Origin of the sequence: Micromonospora sp. CP22 (assembly GCF_009712475.1) — a bacterium.
Taxonomy (GTDB): domain Bacteria; phylum Actinomycetota; class Actinomycetes; order Mycobacteriales; family Micromonosporaceae; genus Micromonospora.
This window is the reverse complement of the sequence record NZ_VCJO01000005.1, coordinates 287559-313898: the sequence shown is the minus strand read 5'-3', so window position 1 is coordinate 313898 and position 26340 is coordinate 287559. Positions and strand designations below refer to the sequence as shown.

Here is a 26340-nt window from a genome sequence, read left to right as displayed (position 1 = left end):
TGGGCGGAGGTTTTCGCCCTGTCGAGGCGATCACGTGGGGCCGCGACACGGATCGGCTACGTGGACGCCGCGCCCGGCCGTTCGACCTCGTCGTACGGCGGCGTCCCGGCGGCACAGACCCGGCAGGCGTGGCTCCCGTGAGCGTAGGGTTGGCGAGTGCCAGCTTCTGCACCCCGGGGCGATCTTCGCCCGCCGAGCATCGAAGCCGACGAGAAAACCACCCTGGTCGCATTTCTCGACTACCTGCGCGAGGCCGTGGTTGCCAAAGCGCTAGGTGTCGATGACCAGCAAGCCCGCCGGGCCGGGGTCAAGTCCGGCACCAGCCTGCTCGGCATCGTCAAACACCTCACCGCTGTGGAACGCAACTGGTTCGTCTGGGCCTACCTCGGTGAGGGCGTGACCCTGGCAGACGACCAGGCACCACCGGACGCCGCGGAAACCGCAGCGGAACTCATAGCCGCCTATCGAGCCGCGGTGGCCCGATCCAACGAGATCGTGCGCGGTTGTACGGACCTGTCCCGTCCGGGGGCACGTTCCCTTCGCGAGACCGACCCGCCAACCATGCGTTGGGTGCTCGTGCACATGGTCGAGGAGACGGCCCGGCACGCCGGCCACGCGGACATCCTTCGGGAACAGATCGACGGTTCCACCGGCCGCTGACAGCCCGTAACCGGACCGAGGTCGGAGGGGCGCAAACTTGTCTGGGACTGATTTGTCGCAACCTCGCAGCCGTGCCCGCAATAGACCTTGGCCGATTCTCACAGGGGAAGTGGCAGCCATGCGGCAGGGGCACAAGACCTTTCTTTGGTGGCCCACCTAGCGACTTGACTTAAACATATGTTTAAGGCCGAGCATGGCCGGCATGACCGATCTGACGTCCCAGTACAGCCCTTCGCCCGAAACCGCGTCGTCGGCGGCCGACCAGTTGGAACAGCCGCCGCTACGGCTAACCGTCATCGCCGCCAGCGTCCGTAAGGAACGGCTGAGCCGGGTACTCGCAGAGTGGGCGGCCGGCAGGGCGTCCGGCATCGCCGACGTCGACCTGATCGACCTGGCCGAGTGTGAACTGCCCGACGACGAACACCTGGTGCCGGGCGGCGGTCCCCGCTCAGCGATCGCCGACCGCATCGAGCGCGCCGACGGGTACGTCATCGTCACCCCCGAGTACAACCACAGCTACCCGGCCGGCTTGAAGCGGGCGATCGATTGGCACTACGGCGAGTGGATGTTCAAGGCGGCCACCGTGCTCTCGTACGGGGTGCACGGCGGCCTGCTGGCCACCGAGCATTTGCGCGGCGTCTTCGCCGAGCTGCATGTGGTGACCACCCGGCGTGCCGTCGGCTTGCGTGCCCCGTGGAACGACATCGGCGACGACGGGTTCACCCCGCCGCCGGGCACGGGAGAGGCCTTTGACGGGGCGTTGCGCGAACTGGCCTGGTGGGCGTCGACGCTGCACACCGCCCGCCGCGACCGCCCGTTCCAGCGCTGAGCGTGACCGGGACGCTCCATGGACAATCGCGCACGTGTCATCGGCCTGGTGCTCGGCATCGGCGGGCTGGTGGTCACCACCGTCACCCTGGTGGCGGTACCCGCGATCGTCGCCGGCCTCGACTCGAGCCTGCCTGCGGTGCAGTGGGTGACCAGCGGTTACCTGCTCGGCGTCGGGCATGATCGATGCGCGACGGGCCAGCGCGCGGGATGCGGACTGGCACTTCCGGCGACGGTGTCGTTGATCTCGGAAAATGGCGAAGCCCAGGTCGGTGACCTGGGCTTCGTGCCGAGCCGCCTGACGGAATCGAACCGTCGACCTACGCATTACGAGTGCGTCGCTCTAGCCGACTGAGCTAAGGCGGCAACGGTGGTCAAGTGTACGACACGCGCCGCTGCGTGGCCGAGCGGGATTGCCCCGACACGAACGGACCGGGACGCTCGGGTCGTTTCCGGGGTCGTCGGCTCATGCGGGCAGCACTACGCTGCGGCGAATGACCGACGATCACACCTCTCGCGACGAACCGGTCGATGTCGGGTCACCGGCGCGTGGCCGGGCGCAACCGCTGGGCCCGTACGCCGAGGAGGCCGCCGGAGGTCGGGCGGCCCGGCGGCCCCGCAGTACCGATCCGCTGGAGTTGGGCTTCACGCCCCGCAAGCCGGTGCCGTGGCTCGCGCCGTTCCTGCTGATCAGCACCGGCCTGCGTACGCTGCTGGCGATGTTGTTCGGGGCGTACCTGGACAAGCGGGAGTTGCAGAAGGCGCTGGACGCGGAGATCTCCCGGCAGGTGGGGCCGGACGGCGGGCTCTGGCTCGACTACGTGGCCGACCTCGGTGACGGTTTCAACGCCACCTATTCCGTCGCGTACCTGCTCGCCCAGCGGGAGATCACGGTCGACGGGCACCGGCTGCCCCGGGCGCAGACCCTGGTGATGGGCGGCGACCAGGTGTACCCGTCGGCGGAGTACGCGGCGTACGAGGACCGGTGCAAAGGGCCGTACCAGGCGGCGCTGCCGGCCACCCCACCCGAGCAGCCGACGATCTTCGCGGTGCCCGGCAACCACGACTGGTACGACGGGCTGACCGCGTTCCTGCGCCTGTTCGTGCGTACCCGGGACCGGCACTTCGGCGGCTGGCGTACCGGCCAGTCCCGGTCGTACTTCGCCGCCGAGCTGCCGGCCGACTGGTGGTTGCTCGGGCTCGACGACCAGTCCGGCTCGTACGTCGACGACCCGCAGCTGACCTACTTCGACGCGGTGGCGAAGCGGCTCGGACCGCAGAGCCGGGTGATCCTGGCGGTGCCGGCTCCGGCCTGGGTGAAGGCCGTCGACCAGCCCAACGCGTACGACTCGATCGACTACTTCGTGCGGACCATCGTCGCGCCCACCGGCGCCCAGGTCCGGCTGCTGATCTCCGGCGATCTGCACCACTATGCGCGGTACACCGGACCGGACGGGCGGCAACTGGTGACCAGCGGGTGCGGCGGCGCCTACCTGTACCCGACGCACAAGTTGCCCGAGCGCATCGAGGTGCCGCCGCGCGACACCCTGGCGCGGCGGTCCAGCCCGTCCCGGGAGTACGAGTTGGCCGGACGCTACCCCGACGCCGCCCGCTCCCGCCGGTATGGCTGGGGGGTCTTCGCCTGGTTGCCGCGCCGCAACCCGGGTTTCTCCGCGTTGCTGGGCGTCCTGCAAACCCTGTTGATGCTCTCCATGGCCGGGGTGACCGACTTCCGGTCGGAAGCCTCCGAGCAGCGGCTGTTCAGCGTGCCGTTGGTGGCGATGGTGCTGGTGACGGTGCTCGCGGCGGCGATGTTCGCGAAGCCGCCCAGTTCCGGCGGCAAGCGGCAGGCCCGGCACTGGATCCTCGGCATCGGGCACGGGTTGGCGCACGTCGGGCTGGCCGCTCTCGGCACCTGGGTTTGGCTCACTCTGCCGTTCCACGGCTGGTCCTGGCCGCTGCCGGCGGTGGCGGCGGCAGTGCTCTACCTGCCGGTGATCGGGCTGGTGGCCAGCCAGTTGGTGGCCGGGTACCTGCTGGTCGCGAGCGCTTTCGGGGTCAACGTCAACGAGCTGTTCGCCGGGCAGGGCATCGAGGACGCCAAGGGGTTCGTCCGGATGCGTATCGATCCCGACGGGACACTGACCCTCTATCCGGTCGTCGTCGACCGGGTCTCCCGCGACTGGCGGGTCAATTCCGACCAGTCGCCCGAGTCCTCCTGGCTGGTCCCCGCCACCCCGCTGGTCCCCCGCCTGGCCGAACCTCCCATCACCGTCACCTGACCACGCCGCCGTGATCAAGAAGTCTGTGCCCTCGAACAGTTCGAGGGCACAGACTTTTTGATCAGCTCGATTTGGGGGTGTAGTGCTGGTCGTGCGCCTGGCGGGGGGCGCAGACGGAGGCACGGGAACAGGAGCAGCGGGAGCCGTCGGCGTCCAGGCGGACTGTCACCGCGTCTCTCGGGACGCTGTGGCCGACCACGCGGCCCTCCCCCTCGGGGGTGGTGACGCGGGTGCCGATCGCCGGGGCGGACTCGGTGAACTTGGCGTACAGCGGATGTTCGTACTTCAGGCAGCACATCAGCCGACCGCACGCGCCGGAGATCCGCAGCGGGTTGAGCGGTAGATCCTGGTCCTTGGCCATCCGGATGGTGACCGGCTCGAAGTCGGTCAGGAAGGTGGCGCAGCACAGATCGCGCCCGCAGGAGCCGATGCCGCCCTGCACCCGCGCGGAGTCGCGGGCCGACAGCTGCCGCAACTCGACCCGGCAGTGCAGGGTCGCGCCCAGGTCACGGACCAGGGAACGGAAGTCCACCCGGTGCGGGGCGGTGAAGTAGATGGTGCTGCGCTCACCACCACCCTCACCGTTGCCGAGCACGTGGTCGACCGCCACCACCTTCATCGGCAGGCCGTGCTCGCGGATCAGTCGTTTGGCCGCGACCTTCGCCTCGGCCTTGCGTCGCCGCAGCGCCTCGTCGCGGCGCAGGTCCTCCTCCTGCGCCAGCCCGGCCAGCCGGGGAAAGCCATCGGTCTCCTCGGTGACCCACTGCGCCGCCCACACGCACTCCGCCACCTCGGGGCCGTCGTCGGTGGGCACCAGCACCTTGTCGCCCACCTGCGGCCGGAGGTCGCCGGGGTCGAGATAGTAGAGGCGCCCGTACCGCTGGAAGCTGACCGCGCAGAGCATGCCCATTCCCTCACCCTACGTCGCGCGTGCCGGATCGCCGCCCGTACTCCGCCCGCGCCTGTGGGCGGACCTCACCAACCGACGCGGGTCGTCCGGCCACCCGCCGGGCCACCGGTGTCCGGGCGGAAGCGTCCACCACCCGGTCGCCACGGGGACTCGGCCAGACTCGGTGACCACTGCCGCAACAGGGTCTCCGCTCCGTCGTACGCGACGCAGAGCACCGCCAGCACCCGGGCGCCGATCTCGGCGGCGGCGTTCGCGCCCGCCCTGGACGGCCCGGCGTCCGGCGGCTGGCGTACCGAGGTGGCGGCAAGGACGGTGACCGCCTCGGCCGACCCGATCACCTCGGCCAGTGCCCGCGCGACGGCGAGCCGGCTGCCCTCCACCCAGTCGGCGAGCGCGTCGGCGTAGCCGGCGGTGGCCTCCAACCGCCCGACCAGGCTCTCGGGGCCTTCGTCCAGGTGGCGGGAGAGCGCCGCCCGGGACTGGCCGTACGCCATGGCGGCCGAACCGGACCAGAGCACCGGATCGGTCAACGCGGCGCAGGCGTGGTCGTAGCCGTGCACGTGCCGGCGCACCGCGTGCCCGGCGGTGGCCAACGGCCCCGGCCGTAGGTCGAGGAAGCCGCGCAGCGCGTCACCGGGCAGCACCTGCATCCGGCGCAGCAGGGGCCACACCCGGTGCCCCTCCGGAGCACCTGCCGCGAGCAGCGTGTCGACCCGCCCGAGCAGGTCGAGGCCGGGCTCGGCGAGCCGGTCGAGAGGATCCATCACGCCTCACCGACGAGCCGGCGGGACACGGCGGAGTCGGTGTCGGCGTAGCGGTCCGCCGCTTGGCGCAGCGCGGCGGCCACCGACGCCACCTGGACGGCGGCGGTGTGCGCCTCCCGGGCCCGGTCACCGGTCGCGGCCACCCACTGCCGGTGCAGTGCCCGACCCACCTCGCCCGGACGGCCCGGTGCGTCGGCGCCGAACGCCACCTGCGCCGGGTCGCTGGCGGTGACCGATCGGGAGAGCGCGGTCAGCGTGGCGCTCGCCTCGTCGAGGCGGCTGGCCAGGGCGCGAAGGCTGTCCATCTCAGGCCCCCGTCAGCGGTCGGTACGCGGTGAATGTCTCGTTGTGCAGCTTCTCCTTCGCCCACTCCGCGGCGTCGGCGGCGGCGGCCACCGCGGCCCGGACGGATGCGGCCACGTCTCGCGGGGCCCGGGTGTGCAGCGGGCCGAGGAACCGCACGTCGGTGATCCGGCCACCTGCGGTGACCACCACCTCGACCAGACCGTCCGGTGACCGGACGGTGACCTCGACCGTCGCCACGGCCTGGTCGAACTCGGCCTGGAGAGACTCGATACGGCGGTAGCGCCGGACCGCCTCCTCAATCCACGCCTCGTCGATCTCACCCCGCGGCATCGCCGGACTCCTCCCGGATTCATCACTGTGCGTGCCGCCACGGTCACCGCGGCACACCGGACCGTACCGCACGCGAATTGCGCCTGTCGATGGCTCTGGGCAACGGTCCGGCTACGGTCGCCGGGAGCGCCGGTGCTGCCGGTTGGTGGCGGGTCAGCCCTTCCAGAGGGCGAGCATCATCGCCTCGACGGCTATCCGGGGCTTGACGTTGGACTCGATCGCGGCGCGACAGGCCAGCACCGCCTCCAGTCGGCGCAGCGCCCCCTCCGCCTGCCAGCTACGGGCACCGGCCTCGGCCACCTCGGCGGTATCGGCGTGCACCGGCGACACCGGCGCACCCAGCGCGATGGCCAACGCGTCCCGGTAGAAGGCGGCGAGGTCCACCAGTGCCCGATCCAGCGCGTCCCGCTGCGCCCGGGTCGCCCGCGACTTCTGGCGTCGTTCCAGGTCCTTCAGCTGCCCGGCGACCCCCCGGGCGGCACCGGCCGCGCCCCGGCCGGTCCCACCGGCACCGAGCGCCGTCTCCAGCGCGGCGCGCTCCGCGGCGTCAACCTCCGCGACCGACGCCTCGGCCTCCGCCTCGGCGGCCTCGATCAGCGCGGACGCCGCGTCGAAGGCGGCACCCACCCCGGTGAGCCGACGCGGCACCGCGAGCACCGCCTCCCGGCGGGCCCGCGCCTGCGGGTCGCGGGCCAACCGTCGGGCCCGCCCCACATGGCCCTGCGTGGCGGCGGCCGTCCAGCGGGCCACGTCGGGGGCGATCCCGTCCCGACGGACGAGCACCTCGGCCACCGCCTCGGCGGCCGGCTGACGCAGCGGCACCACCCGACACCGCGACCGGATGGTGACCGAGATGTCGTCCGGGTGGGTGGACGGCGCGCAGAGCAGGAAGACGGTCCGCGGCGGCGGCTCCTCCACCGCTTTGAGCAGCGCGTTGCTGGCCGCCTCGGTCAACCGGTCGGCGTCGGTGACGATGACGACCTGCCAGCGCCCGCCGGACGGGGTACTGGCCGCGCGAAGCACCAGCGCCCGCATCTCGTTCACCCCGATGGAGAGCCCCTCGGGCACCACCAAACGGACATCGGCATGGGTTCCGGCGAGGGTGGTGTGGCAGCCGGGACACTCGCCGCACCCGGTGCCGTGTACGCACTGGAGGGCGGCGGCGAAGGCCCGTGCCGCGACCGATCGGCCCGAGCCGGGCGGGCCGGTGAAGATCCAGGCGTGGGTCATCCCCCCGCCCGGGTCGACACCTGCGGGCACCTCGGCCTCACCGGCGGTACGCAGCATGGCCGCCGCAGCGGCGGCGGCCCGGCGCAACGTCTCCACCGCCTCGTCCTGCCCGACCAGGTCGGCAAAGGCGTCCGGCATCAGGTCCGCTCCGTCGTCACCAGCTCCGACGGGGATAACTCAGGCTGCACCGAGGTGTCCGGCCCCTGTGCCGGACCCGGGTGGTCGATCCCGTCGGGGCTGCCGAGCAGCTCGTCGACCCGGCGGGCGACCCGCTCGGCGATCTCCTCGACCGGGCGGGCGGCGTCCAGCACCAGGTAACGCTTCGGATCGGCGGCGGCGAGGTCGAGGAAGGCGTAGCGGACCCGCTCGTGGAAGGCGACCGACTCGCCCTCCAGACGGTCGGCGCTCGCCGCGCGGGCGGCGACCCGGGACAGCCCGGTACGCGGATCGACGTCCAGCAGCACCACCAGGTCGGGCTTGAGCCCGCCGGTGGCCCAGGACGAGAGCCAGGACACCTCGTCGACCGGAAGTGTCCGACCGGCACCCTGGTACGCCAGGGACGAGTCGACGTACCGGTCGCTGACCACCACCGCGCCCCGGGTCAGGGCGGGCCTGACCACGGTGGCCACGTGATGCGCCCGGTCGGCGGCGTAGAGCAGCGCCTCGGCGCGCGGGGACGGTGCCTCGTCCGGCGTGGTGTCCAGCACCAGCGACCGGATCCGGGCACCGACGCCGGTGGCGCCCGGCTCCCGGGTGACCACCACGTCGCGCCCCTGGCTCTTCAGCCGCTCGGCCAGTTCGCGGAGCTGGGTCGACTTGCCGGCACCCTCGCCACCCTCGAAGACCACGAAGAGTCCGGCCGAGACGAACGGCTCGGCCGGCATCAGCGGACGGCCCCGGATCGACCCCCACAGGTCGGCCAGGACCGGGACGCCCTTCTTGTCGTCCATCTGCCCGAAGGCGCTGATCCCGGCGAAGATCCCGGCCGCACCGGCGGCGAGCAGCAGCAGACGCGTGGAGGAGATGGAGATGCCCAGGTCGGCGATGTTGAGCGTGCGGGAGCCACCGACACCGGCCAGCAGGCTGCCGAGCGCGATCGCCAGGATCAGCACGAGCCGGGTGCCGATCTGCACCACGGCGAAGACCCGGCCGCGTACCTCGTCGGCGACCTCGCCGCCGAGCAGGGTGGTGCCGGAGAGGAAGGCCATCCCGGCCCCCGCGCCGACGAAGACCGCACCGACCAGCGCCATGGACAGGTGGATGGCGAAGGCCAGCGTCATCACCGAGGCGCTGGCCAGCACGATGCTCATGCCGAACCAACGACGTCGGGACATGTCCCGCACGATCATCGGGCCGAGCCCGATGCCGATCGCCAGACCGATGAAGATCGCGCCGAACAGCAGGTAGAAGGCGGCGTCACCGGCGCCGAGCGAGTCGGCGAAGAACCGGGCGGTGCCGATGACGATGCCGCCTCCGGCGAAGGCGCCGAGGATGCCGAGGACCAGTCCGCGCACCAGCGGAGTCTGTCCGATGAACCGCCAGCCCTCGGTGAACTGGCGCATCATGCTCTGCTCGGTGCGTTCCCGTTCGTCGGTCTGCCCCTGGCTGATCTCCTTGATGCCGAAGGCCACCACGACGGCGGTGGCGAGCCGGGAGAAGGCGTTGAACCAGAGCGCGAGTTGGGCCGGCTGGGCCCAGTCCGGCATCTCGCCGCCGGTGGCGCCCCGGATGATGCCGTCGAGCGAGGAGAGCACGATCGCGGCGAAGACCGGGGTCAGGCCGTACGTGGTGATCAGGGTGAGCTGGTTGGCCGTCTCCAGGCGCGCCCGTGGGATGAGGTTCGGTACGGCCGCTTCCTTGGCCGGGATCCAGAGCAGGGTGACCGTCTCGATCAGGAAGGTGGCGATGGCCGCCCAGCTGACCACCCGCGCGCCGCTGGCCCCGGTCAACGCGTACAGCGGGATCGAGGCGAACAGCACGAACCGCAGCACATCGCAGATGACCATCGTCCAGCGCCGGTCGAACCGGTCGGCGAGGACTCCGGCGACCGGGCCGAGCAGCAGGGCCGGGAGCAGTCGGATGGCGATCACGCCACCGAAGGCCGCGCCCTTGGCGGTGCTCCCCTCCACCTGGGCGGCGGCGAAGACGCTGGTGGCGAGCAGGCCGAGCCAGTCGCCGAAGGAGGCCGCGCCGAGCACGATCCAGAGCCGGCGGAACGGGCGGATACGCAGGACCGAGCGGATCGCACCGTATCCGCTTAGGTCGGGTTGCCCGCCGGAGCCACCTGGTGGACCCTGCGTGCCGGGCTGCTTGCGGGCGCCCTCGGGCTGGCCGGTCGCGTCGCGTCCGGCGGCGGGCTGTCCGGCCGCAGCTGTGCCGGCAGGCTGGTGGGCGGACGGCGACACGCCGGGCGACTCGCCGTTGAACTCGCTTTCGATGGCCGTACCTCCACGTGCCGGCCCATCGCTGGGCACCCCCGGTGGAACACTCTAGACCCGGTAGGGACGTCCTTCCGTCCTACACCGCCTGTTCGCCGAGCCTAGGCGGCCGAGGCCAGCCCGAGCCCAGGCGACACAGACGCGAGGGTATTTCGCATTAACCGTTTCACAGTTAGCGTGCACACGTGGCCACCCACAGCGAGAATCTGCGCCACCGGCTGGACCGGGCAACCGCGCACCTCGATCCGCCGTACGCGGTGGTCGACCTCGACGCCTTCGACACCAATGCCGCCGCGCTCGTCGACCGGGCCGGCGGCAAGCCGTTGCGGGTCGCCAGTAAGTCGGTGCGCAGCCGCGACCTGATCACCCGCGCGCTGGCCCGGCCGGGCTGGCACGGGGTGATGGCATTCACCCTGCCCGAGGCGATCTGGCTGGTCCGCAGTGGGATCACCACCGACGTGCTGGTGGCCTACCCCACGGTCGACCGAGGCGCGCTTGCCGACCTGGGGGCCGATCCGGCGCTCGCCACCGCGATCACCCTGATGGTCGACGACACCGATCAACTGGACTTCTGCGACACGGTGTCGCCTTCCGGACGCCGGTCCGAGCTGCGAATCTGCCTCGATCTGGACGCCTCGTGGCGGCTACTCGGCGGGCGGGTGCACGTCGGCGTACGCCGTTCACCCGTGCACAGCGCCCGGGAGGCCGGGCGACTGGCCGCCACGATCGCCCGCCGACCGGGCTTCCGGCTGGTCGGGCTGATGTCGTACGAAGCGCAGATCGCCGGTTTGGGTGACGCGCCGCCTGGGCGGGCGGTGCTCGGCGGGGCGATCCGGCTGGCCCAGCGCGGTTCCTACCGCGAGTTGCTGACCCGCCGGAGCGCGGCGGTGGCCGCCGTACGCGAGCACGCCGACCTGGAGTTCGTCAACGGCGGCGGCACCGGCAGCGTGGCCGCGACCGGTGCCGATCCCGCGGTGACCGAGATCACCGCGGGATCGGGCCTGTACGGTCCGACGCTGTTCGACGCGTACCGCGCCTGGCGGCCCACCCCGGCGGCCTTCTTCGCCTGCGGGGTGGTCCGACGCCCGACACCCGACCTGGCCACCGTGCTCGGTGGCGGCTGGATCGCCTCCGGCTCGGCCGACCGCAGCCGACTGCCCCGGCCGTGGCTGCCCGCCGGGCTCAGCCTGCTCGACGTCGAAGGTGCCGGCGAGGTGCAGACCCCGCTTACCGGCTCGCCCGCTGCCCACCTGCGCATCGGTGACCGCGTCTGGTTCCGGCACGCGAAGTCGGGCGAGCTGTGTGAACGGGTGAACGAGCTGCACCTGGTGGAGGGCGACGAGGTGGTGGCCACCGTGCCGACCTACCGGGGCGAGGGCCGAGCCTTCCTCTGACCGAACGGCCGCCCGACACCCGTCGGGGTCGGTCCTACCGATCTAAAGTGCCCGGTCAGGCCGGCTGGGCCTCCGGCTGCGCCGGCTCGGCGTCGGCGACGATTTTGTCGTCGGCCGGCTTCGCGGGCTGCACCACCGGCCGACGGCCGGCGTCCCCCCTCGCGTTGACCTGCCGGTGCAGGTACTCCCGGATGAGCGCCTTCGCCTCGGTCAGCACCCGGTCGTCGCCGTCCGGCTTCCGCCGGAAGGCCAGCTTGATCAGGGCGTCGGCCGCCTCCACCGCGATCTCCAGGTGGAATCGCAGGTCCGGCACGTCGGCCAGCCCGAACCGCTCGGTGAGCACCCGGGCCAGCTGGTCGGCGATCACCCCGTTGTTGTCCCGCTGCTCATCGAGCAGATGCAGGTCGACCACGTCGCCGAAGTGCAGGGTACGGAACCCGGGAACGGTGCGGTGCATCGTGATGTATTCATCGATCCCCGCGTCGACTCCGTCCCACCAGTGGGTCAGGTCGTCCGAGGCGAAGCGTTCGTCGAGCCGCTGGAGATAGGACTCCATCGTGCGCAGCGTGAGCGCCTGCACGATCGCCCGCTTGTCCGGAAAGAACTGGTAGACCGACCCGATCGCCACCTCGGCCCGCTCGGCGAGCAGGGTGGTGGTCAGCCCCTCGTACCCCACCTCGTCGACGAGTTCGGCGCAGGCGTCCAGCATCCGCTGGACCCGCGCGACACTACGACCCTGCACTGGTACTCGGCGCAGTGGCCCGGTCGTGGCGGCTGAAGTGGACACTCGCCACCCCCTCTCGACGGATGAACATATCTGCACGTCACGAGTCCGTGACTACCGGTACAACGAGCGGACCTCGATTGCGGTGTTTACCAGGGACAACGTTCCTGATATGAATTCGGTTCACATTCATCTCCAGGGAGTCGGACCATGGTCGAGAGCACCGCCACCGAGACCGCCGCCTGGTCCAACTGGGCGGGCAACCAACGCGGCGTAGCCACCGCCGTGCTCCGGCCGTCCTCGGTCGACGAGGCCGTCGCACAGATCCGCCGGGCCACCGAGACCGGTGCGCGGATCCGCCCGGTCGGCAGTGGTCACTCCTTCACACCCGTCGCGGTCAGCGACGGACAGCGGATGGACCTGACCCGACTCGCCATCGACGTACGCGTAGACGTCGATCGACGCCTCGTCACCGTACCGGCCGCGATGACGTTACGGGGGGTGAACGCGCTACTCGCCCAACACCGGCTGGCCCTGCCCAACCTCGGTGACATCGACGCGCAGACCGTGGCCGGGGCCATCTCCACCGGTACCCACGGCACCGGCGCGGCCTACGGCGGTCTGGCCACCTTCGTCGAGGCGCTGACCCTGGTCACCGGCACCGGCGAGGTGCTGCGCTGCTCCGCCGAGGAGCATCCGGAGGTGTTCGACGCCGCCCGCGTCTCCCTCGGCGCGCTCGGCGTCCTGGTCGAGGTGACCCTGCGCTGTGTGGACGCCTTCGTCCTACTGGCGCACGAACGCCCGGCATCGCTGGACGCCGTGCTCGCGCAACTGCCCGACCTGGTCGCCGCCCACGACCACCTGGAGTTCTTCTGGTTCCCCTACACCAGCCGCGTGCAGCTCAAGACGAACGACCGAGTAGCGGTCGACGACCGCCCACTGTCCCGCTGGCGCAGCTGGCTGGACGACGACTTCCTGGCCAACACCGTCTTCGCCGGGGCCTGTCGGCTCGGTCGTGCCGCGCCGGGCCTGGCACCCGGCATCAGCGCGATCTCCGCGCGGGCGCTCACCGAACGGCGCTACACCGGTCGCTCCGACGCGGTCTTCTGCACCCCGCGCCGGGTCCGCTTCCTGGAGATGGAGTACGCGCTGCCCCGCGAGGCCCTGCCCGAAGCGCTGGACGCGGTGCGTCGGATCATCGACGGGCTGCCGTTCAAGGTGCTCTTCCCGGTCGAGGTGCGCTTCGCCGCCGGTGACCCGATCTGGCTGTCCCACTCCCACGGCCGCGACTCGGCATACGTCGCCCTGCACCAGTACGTCGGCATGCCCTACGAGCCGTACTTCCGGGCCTTCGAGGAGGTGGCGACCGGGCTGGGTGGCCGACCGCACTGGGGCAAGCTGCACTGGCGTGACGCCGCCTCGCTCGCCCCCGCCTATCCGCGCTGGGCTGATTTCCAGGCCGTCCGCGCCCGCCTCGACCCCCACCGCATCTTCACCAGCCCGCACCTCACCGCCGTCCTCGGCTGACCCGAGAACGTCCCGGCCCGAGAACGCCCCTCCTGGGGCGGTTTCGGGCTTCGGCGACGTCAGTCGGCGGTGCGGGTGGCCTTGGTCGCCTTGGCGGCCTTGGCGGCGGTCGCCTTCGTCGCCTTCGCGGCCGTGGACTTGGTCGCCTTGGTGGCGGTGGACTTAGCGGCCTTCGCGGCGGTAGCCTTGGTGGCCTTGGTGGCCTTCTTGGCCGGGGCCTTCTTGGCGGCGGCCTTCTTCTTCGGGGCCGGGCCCTTCGCCCGCTTCTCGGCGAGCATCTCGGAGGCTTCCTCAATGCTCAACGCCTCGGGCGTCTGCCCGCGCCGCAACGAGGCGTTGGTCTCCCCGTCGGTGACGTACGGGCCGAACCGGCCGTCCTTGATGACCAGCGGCTTCTCGGTCAGCGGGTCGACACCCATCTCCCGCAGCGGCGGAGCAGCCGCCCGACGCTGGCGGGTCTTCGGCGCGGCCAGCAGCGCCAACGCCTCGTCCAGCGTGATGGTGAACATCTTCTCTTCCGAGTCCAGCGAGCGGAACTCGTCACCACGCTTGACGTACGGGCCGTAGCGGCCGTTGTTGGCGTAGACCTCCGCGCCGTTCGGGTCGACCCCGATCAACCGGGGCAGGCTGAGCAGCTTGAGCGCCTCGTCGAGGGTGAGCGAATCCGGCGACTGCGAACGCAGCAGCGACGACTTGCGCTCCCCACTGGCCACGTACGGCCCGAACCGGCCGGATTTGAGCACGATCGGCTCCCCGGTCGACGGGTCGTCACCCAGCTTGCGTTCGCCCCCGCCGCCGAGGAACAGCTCGTGCACCTTCTCCGGGGTCAGCTCGTCCGGCGCCAACCCTTCCGGGATCGGTGCCCGGTCACCCGGGCTGGCGCCCTCCTCGCCCTCCGCCGCGGGTGCCTGCTCCTCACCCGGCACCCGGCGCTGCAGGTACGGCCCGTAGCGGCCGACCCGCACCACCACCTCACGCCCCTCGTCGTCGGTGAACAGCGGGATGGAGTTGACGCTGCGCGCGTCGATGTCGCTGAGGTTCTCGGTGACCAGCTTCTTCAGCCCGCCGGAACGGGCGATGTCCTGGTCACCGGCACCGTTGGTGGTGCCGAAGTAGAACGCGGTGAGGAAGTCGACGGCGGCGTGGTCGCCACCGGCGATCTCGTCCAGCTCGTTCTCCATGCTCGCGGTGAAGTCGTAGTCGATCAGGCGCGGGTAGTGCCGTTCCATCAGCCCGATCACCGCGAAGGCCAGGAACGACGGGATCATCGCCTGACCGCGCTTGAAGACGTACCCCCGGTCCTGGATCGTCTGCATGATCGACGCGTACGTCGAGGGACGGCCGATGCCCAACTCCTCCAGGGCCTTGACCAGCGACGCCTCCGTGTAGCGGGCCGGCGGCTGGGTGTGGTGCCCCTGCGCGGCCAGTTCCTCGGCGGTCAGCGGCTGGTCCTTGACCAGGTTCGGCAGCCGACGTTCGGCATCCTCGGCCTCGGCGTTCTCGTCGTCGCTGGACTCGACGTACGCCCGCAGGAAGCCCGGGTCGGTGATGGTCTTGCCGGTGGCGCCGAAGTCCGCCTCCTCGCCACCGGAGGTGGTCGCCCGGATGCGGACCGAGACGCTGGAGCCGACCGCGTCGGTCATCTGCGAGGCGATGGTGCGCCGCCAGATCAGCTCGTAGAGCTTGAACTCCTCGGCCGACAGCTCCTTGGCCACGTCACCGGGGGTGCGGAAGTTGTCCCCGGCCGGGCGGATCGCCTCGTGCGCCTCCTGCGCGTTCTTCACCTTGCCGGTGTAGCGGCGCGGCTCCGGCGGCACGCTGCGCTCGCCGTACAGCTCGACGATCTGCCGACGGGCCGCCGCGATGGCGGTCTCCGACAGGTTCACCGAGTCGGTACGCATATAGGTGATGTAGCCGTTCTCGTAGAGCCGCTGCGCGGTACGCATCGTCTGCTGCGACGAGAACCGCAGCTTCCGGGCCGCCTCCTGCTGGAGGGTGGAGGTGATGAAGGGGGCGTACGGGCGGCGTCGGTAGGGCTTCTCCTCGACCCGGGTGACGGTGAACGGCCGCCCCGCCAACCGGGCGGCGAGCCCTCGGGCCCCGCCCTCGTCGAGGTGGACCACACCGGCGCCGGGCTTGACCCGACCGGTGGTCGGCTCGAAGTCCTTGCCGGTGGCGATCCGGTCACCGTTGAGCGCCACCAGGGTGGCGTTGAAGCTGCGTGGCCCCTCGCCCGGGTTGGTCACCGCGAGGGTGGCCAGGATGTCCCAGTACTCGGCGGTGCGGAAGGCCATCCGCTGCCGCTCCCGCTCGACCACGATCCGGGTGGCCACGGACTGCACCCGGCCCGCCGAGAGTTTCGGCATGACCTTCTTCCACAGCACCGGGGAGACCTCGTAGCCGTACAGCCGGTCGAGGATGCGCCGGGCCTCCTGGGCATCCACCAGATCCCGGTCGATCTCCCGTGGGTTGGCCACCGCCGCCTGGATGGCCGGCTTGGTGATCTCGTGGAAGACCATCCGCCGGACCGGCACCTTGGGCTTGAGCGTCTCCACCAGGTGCCAGGCGATCGCCTCGCCCTCGCGGTCCTCATCCGTGGCCAGGAAGATCTCGTCGACCTCCTTGGCCAGCTTGGTCAGCTTGTTGATCTGCTGCTTGCGGTCGGGGGAGACGACATAGAGGGCGTGGAAGCCGTTGTCCACGTCGACGCCGAGTCGGGCCCACGGTTCGCCCTTGTACTTCGCGGGCACGTCGGCGGCGTTGCGGGGCAGGTCACGCACGTGCCCGAAGCTGGCTTCCACAACGTACCCCGGGCCGAGGTAGCCCGAGATCGTCTTGGCCTTCGCCGGAGACTCGACGATGACCAGACGGGTGGTTCCAGCGTTACTCGGCACGTCTGTTTCGACCTCATTCCCACTCAATGGCCGCGCCTGGCCGGCTTGGGGCGCACTCGACCCACCGGTTCCCGGCGGTCCAGATGTCCAACGTAACGCGCCGTCCGTGTTTCTAGTTTCGCGGGCGGCGATCCGCCCGGGACGATCTGTGGTCACGCCGGACGGCGTCACCGTACACCCTGGGTAGGGTGTCGAGCGGGCCGCTGTGACCATGGCAGCCCCTCGGTGGAGGTCAAACCCGGCCGATTCTCCCGGTGTTCCCCGACATCCGGCTGTCTCCGATCGGACAGCCCCGCCTGCGGTCAGATCCGGCTCGGCCAGGCCGTGGGCGGGCTCGTCGGCGGGCGCTCGCCGACCAGTTCGGCCAGCCGCCGCGTCCAGCGACGGCCCGCGATCCGGTACGCGGGACCACCCGGTCCCGCCTCGGTCAGCTCACCGGTCAGCCCGGCCGCGGCCAGGGCGGCACCGACCACCGCCCACCGCTGTGGATCGCTGCCGCCGAGCTGGAGCAGGAAATCGGGCGGATCGGCCACACCGGCCGCAGCGAGCCAGAGGCGCAGCCGCCGACCGTCGAGCTGGAATCCCGGCGGGGGCTGCTGCGTCGGGCCGCGCAGCCAGGCCGCCGCGAGCGGCACCAACGACCGGGTGTACGCGGTCCGCACCAGGTAACCGTCGTCCTCGGTGGGTGCCCAGGTGCTCCGGACACCCCGCTGGGCCAGCTCACCGATGAGCACGTGGACCCGCCACGCCGCCGCCACCCGCACCGACAACCGGGCCGTGCCGCCCATCCGGTGCACCTCACCCGGGCCGGCGAGCAGCCCGGCGAGATCGGCTACCGACGGTTCCCCGGTCTCCGCGCCGAAGAAGACCAGTTGCCGTTCGGTGCCGGTCGCGTCGGGCGGTGGCGGCGGGTCGTCCCGGTGGTCGTCGGGCGGCAGGCTCACCGGGGCGGATCGGCGGCCGGGCATCCGGCGGCGGCGCGACCCCGACGGCGTCTCGACGGGCGGCGGGAAAGACACCGGCAGCGGTTGCGCCGCCGGTGTCTCACCGGAACCGCTCAACGGCATTCGGGTACCTCGTCGAAGGCACGCTTCAGCTCCTCCGAGTCCAGCCGGCTGGTGTCCAACGCGCTCGCGTCGTACTCCCGTTGGAGGACCTCCACCGCGTCCTGGACGCCTTCGTAGAAGGTGCTGGCCTCTCCGGTACCCAGACCGTCGATGGTGCTCCGGGCCCGGCCGTAGGCGTCCCGCATCGACGCGAGCGAGGCGCTGAATCCGGCGGAGACCTCCTCGCCGTGCTCGACCTCGGGCACCCCGGCCTGCTCCACCTTGCGTCGGGCGGTCTCGCTGGCCTGCTCCGCGCCGCCGAAGAGTCGCACCAGGTTCTCCTTGGCCTGTGCCGGCGTGGTCTGCGCGGTCATCTGCTGGTCGGTGCTACTGGTCAATTTGCTGATCTCGGCGCGCCAGGGGGTGAGCGCCGAGCAGACCGAGGCGGCCCAGGCCCGTGGACTGGGACCGCTGGAGCCGCACGCGGTCAGCAGCAACAGCGTGGCCAGGACCACCGTGAACTTTCCGGCGGCTGCCGCCCGGCACGTACGCATGCGTTGCAGCGTACGGCTTCTGCTGCCGGTCGGCACCGGTCGTCGGTACCGGGCCCACACAAGCGACCGGTCCCCGGTCGGCAGACGTCGCCGACCGGGGACCGGTGAGGTGGTACGCGTCAGGCCTTGATCTCCTCCGGACGCGGATCCCCGCTGCCGGAACCGCTGCCCGCGTCGTCGCCCATCGCGATGCTCTTGCGCTTGCTGAACACCACCGCCGCGACGACGATCAGCGTCGCCACGACCGCGATGGTGACCCGCAGGCCGACGTTGCGGTCGTCGCCCACGCTCCACGCCACCACGGCCGGTGCGATCAGCAGCGCCACCAGGTTCATCACCTTGATCAGCGGGTTGATCGCCGGGCCGGCGGTGTCCTTGAACGGGTCACCGACGGTGTCACCGATGACGGTCGCGGCGTGCGCCTCGGAGTTCTTGCCGCCGTACGCGCCGTCCTCGACCATCTTCTTGCTGTTGTCCCAGGCGCCACCGGAGTTGGCCAGGAAGACCGCCATCAGCGTGCCGGCACCGATCGCACCGGCCAGGTACGACGCCAGCGCGCCCGGTCCGAGACCGAAGCCGACCGCGATCGGCGCCATGATGGCCAGCAGACCGGGGGTGAGCAGCTCGCGCTGCGCGTCCCGGGTGCAGATGTCGACGACCTTGCCGTACTCCGGACGCTGCGTGCGGTCCATGATCCCGGGCAGCTCACGGAACTGCCGACGAACCTCCATCACCACGGCGCCCGCCGAGCGGGAGACCGCGTTGATGGCCAGGCCGGAGAAGAGGAACACCACCGCCGCGCCGATGATCAGGCCGACCAGGTTCTGCGGGTTCGACACGTTCAACGCGTTGAGGATCATGTCGTTCACGTCGCCGACACCCGCGTCCGCGTACGCGGTGCGCAGCGTGTCGGTGTAGGAGCCGAACAGCGCGGTCGCGGCCAGCACCGCCGTGGCGATCGCGATGCCCTTGGTGATCGCCTTGGTGGTGTTACCGACGGCGTCCAACTCGGTGAGCGTACGAGCACCGTGCTCGTCGATGTCGCCGGACATCTCGGCCACGCCCTGGGCGTTGTCGGAGATCGGGCCGAAGGTGTCCATCGCGACGATCACGCCGACGGTGGTGAGCAGACCGGTACCGGCCAGCGCCACGGCGAACAGCGAGAGGGTGATGGAGCCGCCGCCCAGCAGGAAGGCGCCGAAGACACCGGCGGCGATGAGCAGCGCCGAGTAGACCGCCGACTCCAGGCCGACGCTGATGCCGGCGAGGATGACGGTCGCCGGGCCGGTCTGGGAGCTCTTGCCGATGTCCTGCACCGGACGCCGGTCGGTCTCGGTGAAGTAGCCGGTGAGCGCCTGGATGGCGGCGGCCAGCACGATGCCGATGACGACCGCGCCGATGACCACGCCACGCGGGCCGAAGAGCGGGTCGCCGCCGTTGACGTTGAGGGTCTCCCGCCAGTCGTCGCCGAGCTGCGCCGCCCAGGACGGCTGAAGGTAGGCGAAGGTGGCCACCGCGACCAGCACCGCCGAGATCAGCGCGGAGAGGTAGAAGGCCCGGTTGATCGCGGTCAGACCGTTGCGGTCGGAGGTGCGCAGCCGGGTGATGAAGACACCGATGATGGCGACCAGCACACCGATCGTGGAGATGATCAGCGGCAGCACCAGGCCGTCGGAGCCGAACGCGGCCCGACCCAGGATCAGCGCGGCGACCAGGGTGACCGCGTACGACTCGAAGAGGTCGGCGGCCATGCCGGCGCAGTCACCGACGTTGTCACCCACGTTGTCGGCGATGGTGGCGGCGTTGCGGGGGTCGTCCTCGGGGATGCCCTGCTCCACCTTGCCGACCAGGTCGGCCCCGACGTCGGCGGCCTTGGTGAAGATGCCGCCACCGACCCGCATGAACATGGCCAGCAGGGCGGCGCCGAAGCCGAAGCCCTCCAGCACCGTCGGCGCGTCGCCCCGGAAGATCAGCACGACCAGCGCGGCACCGAAGAGGCCCAGGCCGACGGTGAGGAAGCCGACGACGCCACCGGTCCGGAAGGCGATCTTCATGGCCGACTCCCGGCCACCTTCACGCTCCCGGGCGGCGGCGGCCACCCGCAGGTTGGCCCGGGTCGCCAGCCACATGCCCGCGCCGCCGATGAAGGCGCTGAACAGAGCACCGACCACGAAGAAGAGCGAACGACCGATCTTCACCGCGACTTCACTGCCGTCGGTGTTGTGCACCGGCAGCAGGAACAGCAGAACCACGGCGATCACCACGAAGATCGCCAGGGTCCGGAACTGCCGGAACAGGTAGGCCGAGGCGCCCTCCTGCACGGCCCCGGAGATCTCCTGCATGTTGGTGGTGCCCTTACCGGCAGCCAGCACCGTCTTCGTCAACGCGGCGGCGAAGGCGAGCGCGACCAGCGCGATCACCGCGGCGATGACGACGTACGTGACATTGGCTCCGGTGAGGGAGATCCCGCCGCCCTCGGCGGCCAAGGTGTCGGACATCTGTGTCCTCCTGTGCCGAACAACGCGCCGGCCGGTGGAGACGCACCGCCCGGCGCCTGGATGCGAACTCGCAAGCGCGCGCCGATCCACCCGGCGAACCAGCGACTCCACGCCCATTTGCGCTGGCGGCCGGGTGGATCACTTGCTGACAACCCGCGTACTCTAGCCGTCCGCAGTGTTCGAGGTCACACCGAGGTGGCGGCAGGTCTGGATGATCTTTGTCGCTGTGTTATGAACCGAAATCTGATATAGCGACCGATCGTTGGCTCGGCGCGGCGGCCGGCCTGTGTCGGGTTCAGCGGCCGACCGGCCAGACCATCCGCACTTCGGTACCGATGCCCTCGTCGACCGGGCGGACCTGAAGGTCCTCGACGAATCCGGCGAGCAGGGCGAAGCCGACGCCGGTGGTCAGGTCGTCCTCGTTCAGCGCCTCGTTGGCCAACTGGTCGGCGTCGAGCGCGGCCAGACCGATGCTCGCCTCGATCGGCGCCCGGTCCACCACCCGCACCGAGTACGCGCCCGAGTCGGACATCTCCACCAGCACCGGATCGGCGACGCCGTACTGGCGGTGCAGGGCGACCGCCCGGGTGCACGCCTCGCCGATGGCGAGTCGGACCTCGTCGAGCAGATCCTCCCGAACCCCCGCGCGCCGGGCCACCGCGACACCGACCAGGCGGGCGGTACGAACGTGCACCGGCGCGGGCGAGAAGGAGAGCCGGACCGTGGCCATCACTGGCCGGCGCCGGTCGCCGCTTCGACCGTTGGATACAGCGGAAACACCTGGTCCAACGCGGTGATCCGGAAGATCTTGAGCAGTGGCTCCTTGTCGCAGACCAAGGCGAACGTGCCGTCGGCGGTCCGCAGCCGCTTGAGCGCGCCGACCAGCACACCCAGCCCGGTGGAGTCGAGGAAGTCCACCCGACCAAGGTCCACCACCACGTGCCGGGCTCCGGCGTCGATCAGTTCCAGGAGCCGTTCGCGTAGCCGGGGGGCGGTGTACACGTCCACCTCACCGCCGACCTCGAGCACCGTGTGCTCACCCACGGTGCGGGTCGCCAGTGACAGCTCCATCCGTCCTCCCTCAGGCAGCCGTAAACTCTTTTGGCATCTAACCACTACCCCAGGGCTCGGCCGACGACTCACGACGCAGTCCATCCGTACCCGGCCCGCCGATTTCCGATTTCCGAACACCAGTGCGAGAGTGCAGTACGTGACCTCGGCAGCCACCGTATCCGCCGGCAGCGACCCCGAGCGCACCACGGATGCCGGTCCGGCCGGCCCGCCGGTCGCGTCACCGGGGGACCTGCTGCGCCGGCTACGCCAGCGGCATCCCGCCGACCCGGTCACCCACGTCGAGCGGGTGCCGCCCCGGGCCGGGACCACGGCACCGTGGCCGTCCTGGACTCCGGAGGACCTACGCGCGGCGTACGCCCGGCGCGGGGTGACAGCGCCGTGGCGGCACCAGGCCGAGGCGGCCAGCCTGGCGTACGACCGGCGGCATGTCGTGGTGGCCACCGGCACCGCCTCCGGCAAGTCCCTGGCGTACCAGCTGCCGGCCCTGGCCACGCTGCTGGCCGACCCCCGCGCCACGGTGCTCTACCTGGCACCGACCAAGGCGCTCGCCGCCGACCAGTTGCGCGCCGTCGCCGCGCTGGAGATCGAGGGCGTACGCCCGGCCTGCTACGACGGTGACACCCCGCGCGCCGAGCGGGAGTGGATCCGGCGGCACTCCCGGTTCGTGCTGACCAACCCCGACATGCTGCACCACGGCATCCTGCCCGGGCACGCCCAGTGGTCCGGCTTCCTGCGCCGACTGGCGTTCGTGGTGATCGACGAGTGCCACGTCTACCGGGGCGTGTTCGGCTCGCACGTCGCCCACGTGCTGCGCCGGCTCCGTCGGCAGTGTGCCCGCTACGGCCGCACCGGCGGGCCGACGTTCGTGCTGGCGTCGGCGACGTCGGGCGACCCGGCCGCGGCGGCCGGCCGGTTGACCGGCCTACCGGTGACCGCCATCACCGAGGACACCTCGCCGCGCGCGGGAGTCACCTTCGCCCTCTGGGAGCCACCGCTGCTCCCCCCGGAGCCCTCCGCCGCCGCTGCCGGGTCGCCGAGCCCTTCCGCCGCCGCTGTGGTGTTGCCGGAGCAGGGCGGCCACCGGGCCGCCGGGGACACGCCACCCATGCCGGCACCTCGCCAGGAGTCGCCCACCGGGTCCGACCTCACCCAGGTCCGCCGGTCGGCGCTGCGGGAGACCGCCGACCTGCTCGCCGACACCGTCGCCGCCGGGGTACGCACGCTCGCCTTCGTCCGGTCCCGACGGGGTGCCGAGGTGGTGGCGACCAGTGCCCGACGCAGCCTCGACGAGGCGGTCCCCGGGCTCGGCGACCGGGTGGCCGCGTACCGGGGTGGCTACCTGCGCGAGGAGCGCCGGGAACTGGAGCGGGCGCTGCTGCACGGCGACCTGCTGGGGCTGGCCTCGACCAACGCCCTGGAGTTGGGCGTCGACCTGATCGGGCTGGACGCGGTGGTGATCTGCGGCTACCCGGGCACCCGGGCCTCGCTGTGGCAGCAGGCGGGCCGGGCCGGGCGCTCCGGCCAGGAGGCCCTCGCGGTGCTGGTGGCCCGGGACGATCCGCTGGACACCTACCTGGTGCACCATCCGGAGGCGGTCTTCGGGGCACCGGTGGAGGCCACCGTGCTCGACCCGGCCAACGCATACGTGCTCGGCCCGCAACTGGCCTGCGCGGCGGCCGAGGCGCCACTGACCCCAGCCGACCTGGAACTCTTCGGCGACGGTGCGAAACAGGCCGTGCGGGAACTGGTCGAGGCGGGCGCGCTGCGGCAACGGCCGACCGGTTGGTACTGGCGGCACCGGGAGCGACCCGAGGTCGATCTGCGCGGCGAGGGCGGCACTCCGGTCTGCGTGGTGGAGGCGGCGACCGGCCGGCTGCTCGGCACGGTCGACGGTGGTTCCGCCCATTTCCTGCTCCACCCCGGCGCGGTCTACCTCCATCAGGGCGTGTCGTACGTGGTCGACTCGCTCGACCTCGACGACGGGTGCGCGCTGGTGCACCCCGAGGAGCCGGACTGGTCCACCCACGCCCGCGACGTCACCTCACTGTCGGTGGTCTCCGTCCGCTCCTACGTGGACGCCGGACCGGTCGGGCTCTTCCTCGGCGAGGTGGATGTGACCAGCCAGGTTGTCTCCTACCAACGGCGGCGGATCGCCACCGGCGAGGTGATCGACACCCGCCCACTGGACCTGCCGGCGCGCGAGTTGCGGACGGTCGCGGTCTGGTTCACCCTCTCTCCCGAGTCGCTGCTCGTCGCCGGGGTCGATCCAGCCGACGTGCCGGGGGCACTGCACGCCGCCGAACACGCCGCGATCGGGCTACTGCCCCTGGTCGCCACCTGCGACCGGTGGGACATCGGCGGCCTCTCCACGGCGGTGCACCCGGACACCGAGGCCCCGACCGTCTTCGTCTACGACGGGCATCCGGGGGGTGCGGGCTTCGCCGAGCGGGCGTACGGCATGGCGGCATCCTGGCTGCGAGCCACCCGGGACGCGATCGCCGAGTGCGGCTGCGAGTCCGGATGCCCGTCCTGCGTGCAGTCACCCAAATGCGGCAACGGCAACAATCCACTGTCCAAACCGGACGCTATCCGGGTGCTTGACGTGGTACTCGACAACCTGCCGGAGGTCGCCCGGGTATGAAAACCGGGTCGGCCGGGCAATGATGGTGGGAGCGCTTCCATCGAGCGCCGTCCTTGCCGTTCCCTTGCCAGGATGGAGGAGAGGCCGTGGCCGACACCATCGCCGAGACCGTCGACCTGCTCTACACCATTGACCAAGAGAAGCTCGACACCAACCAACTGATCGCATTGGGAACCGCGCTCGCCACCCTCGCTCAGGCCGAGCGGTTGGAGCAGATCAACGAACGCCTGCGTACCATCCAGCAGCTGTTGACCACCATGACGCACCGGGCGGCCGTCGAGGGCGTCCGCTGACCCGAGGCCTTGCGCCAACTCGCTGACTTGCCGATTTGCTGGCTTGCCGGCTTGCCGGCATGTCTGCCCGGCTTGCCGGCTTCTCTGCCTGGCTTGCTGGCGGTCCCCGGGCGCGGCCGTTGTCCGGCTGTGCGACACTCCGGCGCACCACATTTGAGGAGTTCTCATGCAGCTCGATAGCTTGCAGGCGCAGCAGCGGTTCCACATCCGCCAGCGGGTGCGCTTCATGGTCAACCAGTACGAGGTGCACAGTGTCGCCCCGGACGGCTCCGAGGGCGAGCTGTTGGCGTTCGCCCAGCAGAAGCGGCTCGCGTTCAAGGAACAGGTGACGATCTACGCCGACGATTCCAAGCAGCAGCCGCTGCTCGGCTTCAAGGCCCGTCAGCGCCTCGACCTGGGTGCCACCTACGACGTCACCGATCACGCGGGCAACCCGATCGGCCTGTTCCGGAAGGACTTCGCGCAGTCCCTGCTCCGCTCGACCTGGCACGTCGAGCAGCCCGGCCTGCCCAACGTCACCGGCCAGGAGCGCAGCATGCCGGTGGCGTTGCTGCGCCGGTTCGTCGACTCGCTGTCCTGGTTGCCGTACCACTTCGACTTCGTCGCGGACGGCCAGCCCGTCTTCTCGGTGATCAAGAAGTGGGGCCTGCGGGACCGGTACGTCGTCGAGATCCAGAACCCGCAGATCGACCGCCGCATGGTGATCGCCATGGCCGTCGCTCTCGACGCCCTCCAGGGCCGCTGACGCCGAACCCACCACCTGACGCACTCCCCCGGTCCGGCTCGCTCGACACAGGCCCGAGCGAGCCGGACCCACCATTTCCAAGCGGCCCGCCGGTCGGTCGGTCGATCCGTTGGGCTGCCGGGCCGGTCCGGCGGTCAGCCGCTGTCGGACTGGTATGCGGTCCCGCGCAGCGGACCGGCCCTACTGGTGGCCCGGGCGGTCCGGGTCATCCCTGGTAAGGGCTCCACGACGACCTCCGTGGTGACCAGCACGTCCAGCCCGTCGAGCCGGCACCGCACCAGCCGGGCACCGTTCGCGACGACCAGTTCCCCAGCCCGGGTGCACGTCTCCGGCTCGCCCTGGAGGGCCCTCGCCGCCCCGGCCAGGGCACCGAGATCAGCGGCGACCCGGGCCTGCTGCCGTGCCAGCCGAGCCGTACCGACCCCTGCCCCGAACAGCCCGGCCACGACGAACAACAACCCCACGCCGAGCAGACAGATCGTCGCTCCTCCCCGGTCACCGCCCCCGGGCACCCACCGCCCCGCCGACCCACCGGCTCGACCGGACCAACCGGATCGACCGGGTCGGCCGGGTCGACCAGAGCGACCGGCTCGACCGGGTCGTCGGGTGAGCGGGCCGGATCCGGGGGCAGCGCAGCGAGCGGCGACGGCGCTCACGGTTGCGGCTCCGGCACACCCGGTTCGACCGCCGCTACGGCCGTGGCCACGACGCTGATCGCGGGCAGGTCGGCACCGAGGGCGCGAACGGAGGCGCGGACCGTCGCCCGGACGTGCTCACCGTCGTTGACCACCACGACCTCCGCACCCGGCGGGGCGTGTCGACCGCCAGCGGCGACGCCCGGCTGCCCCCGGGAGGCGGCGAGCGCTGCCTCCCGGGCCGCATCCAGGCACGCCGCCTTGGTGCTCACCGCGTTGATCGTGGTCAGCCCGGTGAGCAGGAGCAGCACCAGCGCCGGCAGGCCGGCCGCCATCTCGGCGGTGAACGACCCCCGGTCGCGGTCGGCCCGCCGGCGCCCGGTCACTTCAGCGCCCGGTCGATGACGGCAGTCAACGCGGACTGCACACTGTCGGAGGTCAGCACCTTGAGCAGGACACCGCCGAAAGCAACCGCGGCGAGCGTCCCGACCGCGTACTCCGCAGTGTTCATCCCAGCGTCCCCGCGAAGGCGGGCGAGGATTCTGCGCACGTGTTCGTCCTTTCTCG

Annotated in this window: 24 protein-coding genes and 1 tRNA gene; 8 read left to right on the top strand and 17 right to left on the bottom strand. The window is 71.3% G+C overall.

What is annotated here, in order from left to right; translation table 11 throughout:
• The first annotated feature begins 156 nt into the window (after positions 1-156).
• Both FF096_RS12245 and FF096_RS12240 read left to right on the top strand, forming a co-directional pair.
• Positions 157-660, top strand: coding sequence for a DinB family protein (locus FF096_RS12245; protein ID WP_309223152.1), 504 nt, complete (start codon positions 157-159; stop codon positions 658-660).
• Between the two features lie 202 nt (positions 661-862).
• Positions 863-1489, top strand: coding sequence for an NADPH-dependent FMN reductase (locus tag FF096_RS12240; RefSeq protein WP_155217415.1), 627 nt, complete (start codon positions 863-865; stop codon positions 1487-1489).
• A gap of 291 nt (positions 1490-1780) precedes the next feature.
• Here the strand turns inward: FF096_RS12240 and FF096_RS12235 are convergent.
• Positions 1781-1854, bottom strand: a tRNA-Thr gene (locus tag FF096_RS12235).
• 128 nt (positions 1855-1982) lie between these two features.
• On the opposite strand from FF096_RS12235, the gene FF096_RS12230 reads away from it, so the two are divergent.
• Positions 1983-3770, top strand: a complete 1788-nt coding sequence (locus FF096_RS12230; RefSeq protein WP_155217413.1) for a metallophosphoesterase — start codon at positions 1983-1985, stop codon at positions 3768-3770.
• A 61-nt stretch (positions 3771-3831) separates the two neighbouring features.
• Here FF096_RS12230 and FF096_RS12225 read toward each other — a convergent pair whose 3' ends face one another.
• The 6 genes from FF096_RS12225 to tmk form a co-directional block, all read right to left on the bottom strand.
• Positions 3832-4680, bottom strand: a complete 849-nt coding sequence (locus tag FF096_RS12225) for a regulatory iron-sulfur-containing complex subunit RicT (RefSeq protein WP_155217411.1) — start codon at positions 4678-4680, stop codon at positions 3832-3834.
• Between the two features lie 65 nt (positions 4681-4745).
• Positions 4746-5444, bottom strand: a complete 699-nt coding sequence (locus FF096_RS12220; protein WP_230462524.1) for a hypothetical protein — start codon at positions 5442-5444, stop codon at positions 4746-4748.
• Positions 5444-5749, bottom strand: coding sequence for a hypothetical protein (locus FF096_RS12215; protein WP_155217409.1), 306 nt, complete (start codon positions 5747-5749; stop codon positions 5444-5446). The genes FF096_RS12220 and FF096_RS12215 overlap by 1 nt, the downstream gene beginning before the upstream one ends.
• 1 nt (position 5750) lies before the next feature.
• Positions 5751-6080: a YbaB/EbfC family nucleoid-associated protein gene (locus FF096_RS12210; protein ID WP_155217407.1), complete on the bottom strand. Its 330-nt coding sequence runs from the start codon at positions 6078-6080 to the stop codon at positions 5751-5753.
• A 153-nt stretch (positions 6081-6233) separates the two neighbouring features.
• On the bottom strand, positions 6234-7448 hold the full coding sequence (locus FF096_RS12205; protein WP_155217405.1) for a DNA polymerase III subunit delta': 1215 nt from the start codon (positions 7446-7448) through the stop codon (positions 6234-6236).
• Complete coding sequence (gene tmk / locus FF096_RS12200) at positions 7448-9535, bottom strand: dTMP kinase (protein WP_309223190.1); 2088 nt, start codon at positions 9533-9535, stop codon at positions 7448-7450. The genes FF096_RS12205 and tmk overlap by 1 nt, the downstream gene beginning before the upstream one ends.
• A gap of 398 nt (positions 9536-9933) precedes the next feature.
• On the opposite strand from tmk, the gene FF096_RS12195 reads away from it, so the two are divergent.
• Positions 9934-11142, top strand: coding sequence for an amino acid deaminase/aldolase (locus FF096_RS12195; protein ID WP_309223151.1), 1209 nt, complete (start codon positions 9934-9936; stop codon positions 11140-11142).
• Positions 11143-11197: 55 nt separating this feature from the next.
• Here the strand turns inward: FF096_RS12195 and FF096_RS12190 are convergent, their stop codons facing one another.
• A complete protein-coding gene (locus FF096_RS12190) occupies positions 11198-11851 on the bottom strand; it encodes a TetR family transcriptional regulator (RefSeq protein ID WP_155217698.1) in 654 nt (217 codons plus the stop codon).
• Positions 11852-12076: 225 nt separating this feature from the next.
• Here FF096_RS12190 and FF096_RS12185 point away from each other — a divergent pair, with 225 nt between their 5' ends.
• Entirely contained in the window at positions 12077-13393 is a 1317-nt protein-coding gene (locus FF096_RS12185) for a D-arabinono-1,4-lactone oxidase (RefSeq protein WP_155217403.1), read from the top strand.
• Between the two features lie 59 nt (positions 13394-13452).
• Here the strand turns inward: FF096_RS12185 and topA are convergent, their stop codons facing one another.
• The 6 genes from topA to FF096_RS12155 all read right to left on the bottom strand — a co-directional run bounded on the left by topA (position 13453) and on the right by FF096_RS12155 (position 21456).
• Entirely contained in the window at positions 13453-16287 is a 2835-nt protein-coding gene (topA, locus tag FF096_RS12180) for a type I DNA topoisomerase (protein WP_309223150.1), read from the bottom strand.
• A 302-nt stretch (positions 16288-16589) separates the two neighbouring features.
• Complete coding sequence (locus FF096_RS12175) at positions 16590-17354, bottom strand: hypothetical protein (protein ID WP_196222514.1); 765 nt, start codon at positions 17352-17354, stop codon at positions 16590-16592.
• Positions 17345-17887 carry a hypothetical protein gene (locus FF096_RS12170; protein ID WP_155217399.1) on the bottom strand — a complete coding sequence of 181 codons (543 nt, stop codon included), beginning with the start codon at positions 17885-17887 and terminating at the stop codon, positions 17345-17347. Before FF096_RS12170 ends, FF096_RS12175 begins: the two co-directional genes overlap by 10 nt.
• 119 nt (positions 17888-18006) lie before the next feature.
• Positions 18007-20385 carry a sodium-translocating pyrophosphatase gene (locus FF096_RS12165; protein ID WP_155217397.1) on the bottom strand — a complete coding sequence of 793 codons (2379 nt, stop codon included), beginning with the start codon at positions 20383-20385 and terminating at the stop codon, positions 18007-18009.
• A 295-nt stretch (positions 20386-20680) separates the two neighbouring features.
• On the bottom strand, positions 20681-21115 hold the full coding sequence (locus FF096_RS12160; protein WP_155217395.1) for an ATP-binding protein: 435 nt from the start codon (positions 21113-21115) through the stop codon (positions 20681-20683).
• Entirely contained in the window at positions 21115-21456 is a 342-nt protein-coding gene (locus tag FF096_RS12155) for an STAS domain-containing protein (RefSeq protein WP_099847876.1), read from the bottom strand. The genes FF096_RS12160 and FF096_RS12155 overlap by 1 nt, the downstream gene beginning before the upstream one ends.
• Positions 21457-21595: 139 nt before the next feature.
• On the opposite strand from FF096_RS12155, the gene FF096_RS12150 reads away from it, so the two are divergent.
• The 3 genes from FF096_RS12150 to FF096_RS12140 all read left to right on the top strand — a co-directional run bounded on the left by FF096_RS12150 (position 21596) and on the right by FF096_RS12140 (position 25138).
• Positions 21596-24100: a DEAD/DEAH box helicase gene (locus FF096_RS12150; protein ID WP_155217393.1), complete on the top strand. Its 2505-nt coding sequence runs from the start codon at positions 21596-21598 to the stop codon at positions 24098-24100.
• A gap of 86 nt (positions 24101-24186) precedes the next feature.
• Complete coding sequence (locus FF096_RS12145; protein WP_230462569.1) at positions 24187-24393, top strand: hypothetical protein; 207 nt, start codon at positions 24187-24189, stop codon at positions 24391-24393.
• 166 nt (positions 24394-24559) lie between these two features.
• The gene (locus FF096_RS12140; RefSeq protein WP_155217389.1) at positions 24560-25138 is read left to right on the top strand and encodes a hypothetical protein; all 579 of its coding nucleotides are present in this window, start codon (positions 24560-24562) and stop codon (positions 25136-25138) included.
• A gap of 134 nt (positions 25139-25272) precedes the next feature.
• Here the strand turns inward: FF096_RS12140 and FF096_RS12135 are convergent, their stop codons facing one another.
• From FF096_RS12135 to FF096_RS12125, 3 genes are all read right to left on the bottom strand, one after another.
• A complete protein-coding gene (locus tag FF096_RS12135; RefSeq protein ID WP_309223149.1) occupies positions 25273-25650 on the bottom strand; it encodes an Rv3654c family TadE-like protein in 378 nt (125 codons plus the stop codon).
• Between the two features lie 140 nt (positions 25651-25790).
• Positions 25791-26159 carry a TadE family type IV pilus minor pilin gene (locus FF096_RS12130; protein ID WP_309223148.1) on the bottom strand — a complete coding sequence of 123 codons (369 nt, stop codon included), beginning with the start codon at positions 26157-26159 and terminating at the stop codon, positions 25791-25793.
• The gene (locus FF096_RS12125; protein ID WP_155217386.1) at positions 26156-26284 is read right to left on the bottom strand and encodes a DUF4244 domain-containing protein; all 129 of its coding nucleotides are present in this window, start codon (positions 26282-26284) and stop codon (positions 26156-26158) included. Before FF096_RS12125 ends, FF096_RS12130 begins: the two co-directional genes overlap by 4 nt.
• Between the last annotated feature and the right edge of the window lie 56 nt (positions 26285-26340).

What these genes read in the sequence shown, in the direction of transcription:
- FF096_RS12240 (WP_155217415.1), top strand. Translation starts at nt 863, where the DNA reads ATGACCGATCTGACGTCCCAGTACAGCCCTTCGCCCGAAACCGCGTCG.
- FF096_RS12230 (WP_155217413.1), top strand. Translation starts at nt 1,983, where the DNA reads ATGACCGACGATCACACCTCTCGCGACGAACCGGTCGATGTCGGGTCA.
- FF096_RS12225 (WP_155217411.1), bottom strand. Translation starts at nt 4,680, where the DNA reads ATGGGCATGCTCTGCGCGGTCAGCTTCCAGCGGTACGGGCGCCTCTAC.
- FF096_RS12220 (WP_230462524.1), bottom strand. Translation starts at nt 5,444, where the DNA reads ATGGATCCTCTCGACCGGCTCGCCGAGCCCGGCCTCGACCTGCTCGGG.
- FF096_RS12215 (WP_155217409.1), bottom strand. Translation starts at nt 5,749, where the DNA reads ATGGACAGCCTTCGCGCCCTGGCCAGCCGCCTCGACGAGGCGAGCGCC.
- FF096_RS12210 (WP_155217407.1), bottom strand. Translation starts at nt 6,080, where the DNA reads ATGCCGCGGGGTGAGATCGACGAGGCGTGGATTGAGGAGGCGGTCCGG.
- FF096_RS12205 (WP_155217405.1), bottom strand. Translation starts at nt 7,448, where the DNA reads ATGCCGGACGCCTTTGCCGACCTGGTCGGGCAGGACGAGGCGGTGGAG.
- FF096_RS12190 (WP_155217698.1), bottom strand. Translation starts at nt 11,851, where the DNA reads ATGCTGGACGCCTGCGCCGAACTCGTCGACGAGGTGGGGTACGAGGGG.
- FF096_RS12185 (WP_155217403.1), top strand. Translation starts at nt 12,077, where the DNA reads ATGGTCGAGAGCACCGCCACCGAGACCGCCGCCTGGTCCAACTGGGCG.
- FF096_RS12175 (WP_196222514.1), bottom strand. Translation starts at nt 17,354, where the DNA reads ATGCCGTTGAGCGGTTCCGGTGAGACACCGGCGGCGCAACCGCTGCCG.
- FF096_RS12170 (WP_155217399.1), bottom strand. Translation starts at nt 17,887, where the DNA reads ATGCGTACGTGCCGGGCGGCAGCCGCCGGAAAGTTCACGGTGGTCCTG.
- FF096_RS12165 (WP_155217397.1), bottom strand. Translation starts at nt 20,385, where the DNA reads ATGTCCGACACCTTGGCCGCCGAGGGCGGCGGGATCTCCCTCACCGGA.
- FF096_RS12160 (WP_155217395.1), bottom strand. Translation starts at nt 21,115, where the DNA reads ATGGCCACGGTCCGGCTCTCCTTCTCGCCCGCGCCGGTGCACGTTCGT.
- FF096_RS12155 (WP_099847876.1), bottom strand. Translation starts at nt 21,456, where the DNA reads ATGGAGCTGTCACTGGCGACCCGCACCGTGGGTGAGCACACGGTGCTC.
- FF096_RS12140 (WP_155217389.1), top strand. Translation starts at nt 24,560, where the DNA reads ATGCAGCTCGATAGCTTGCAGGCGCAGCAGCGGTTCCACATCCGCCAG.
- FF096_RS12125 (WP_155217386.1), bottom strand. Translation starts at nt 26,284, where the DNA reads ATGAACACTGCGGAGTACGCGGTCGGGACGCTCGCCGCGGTTGCTTTC.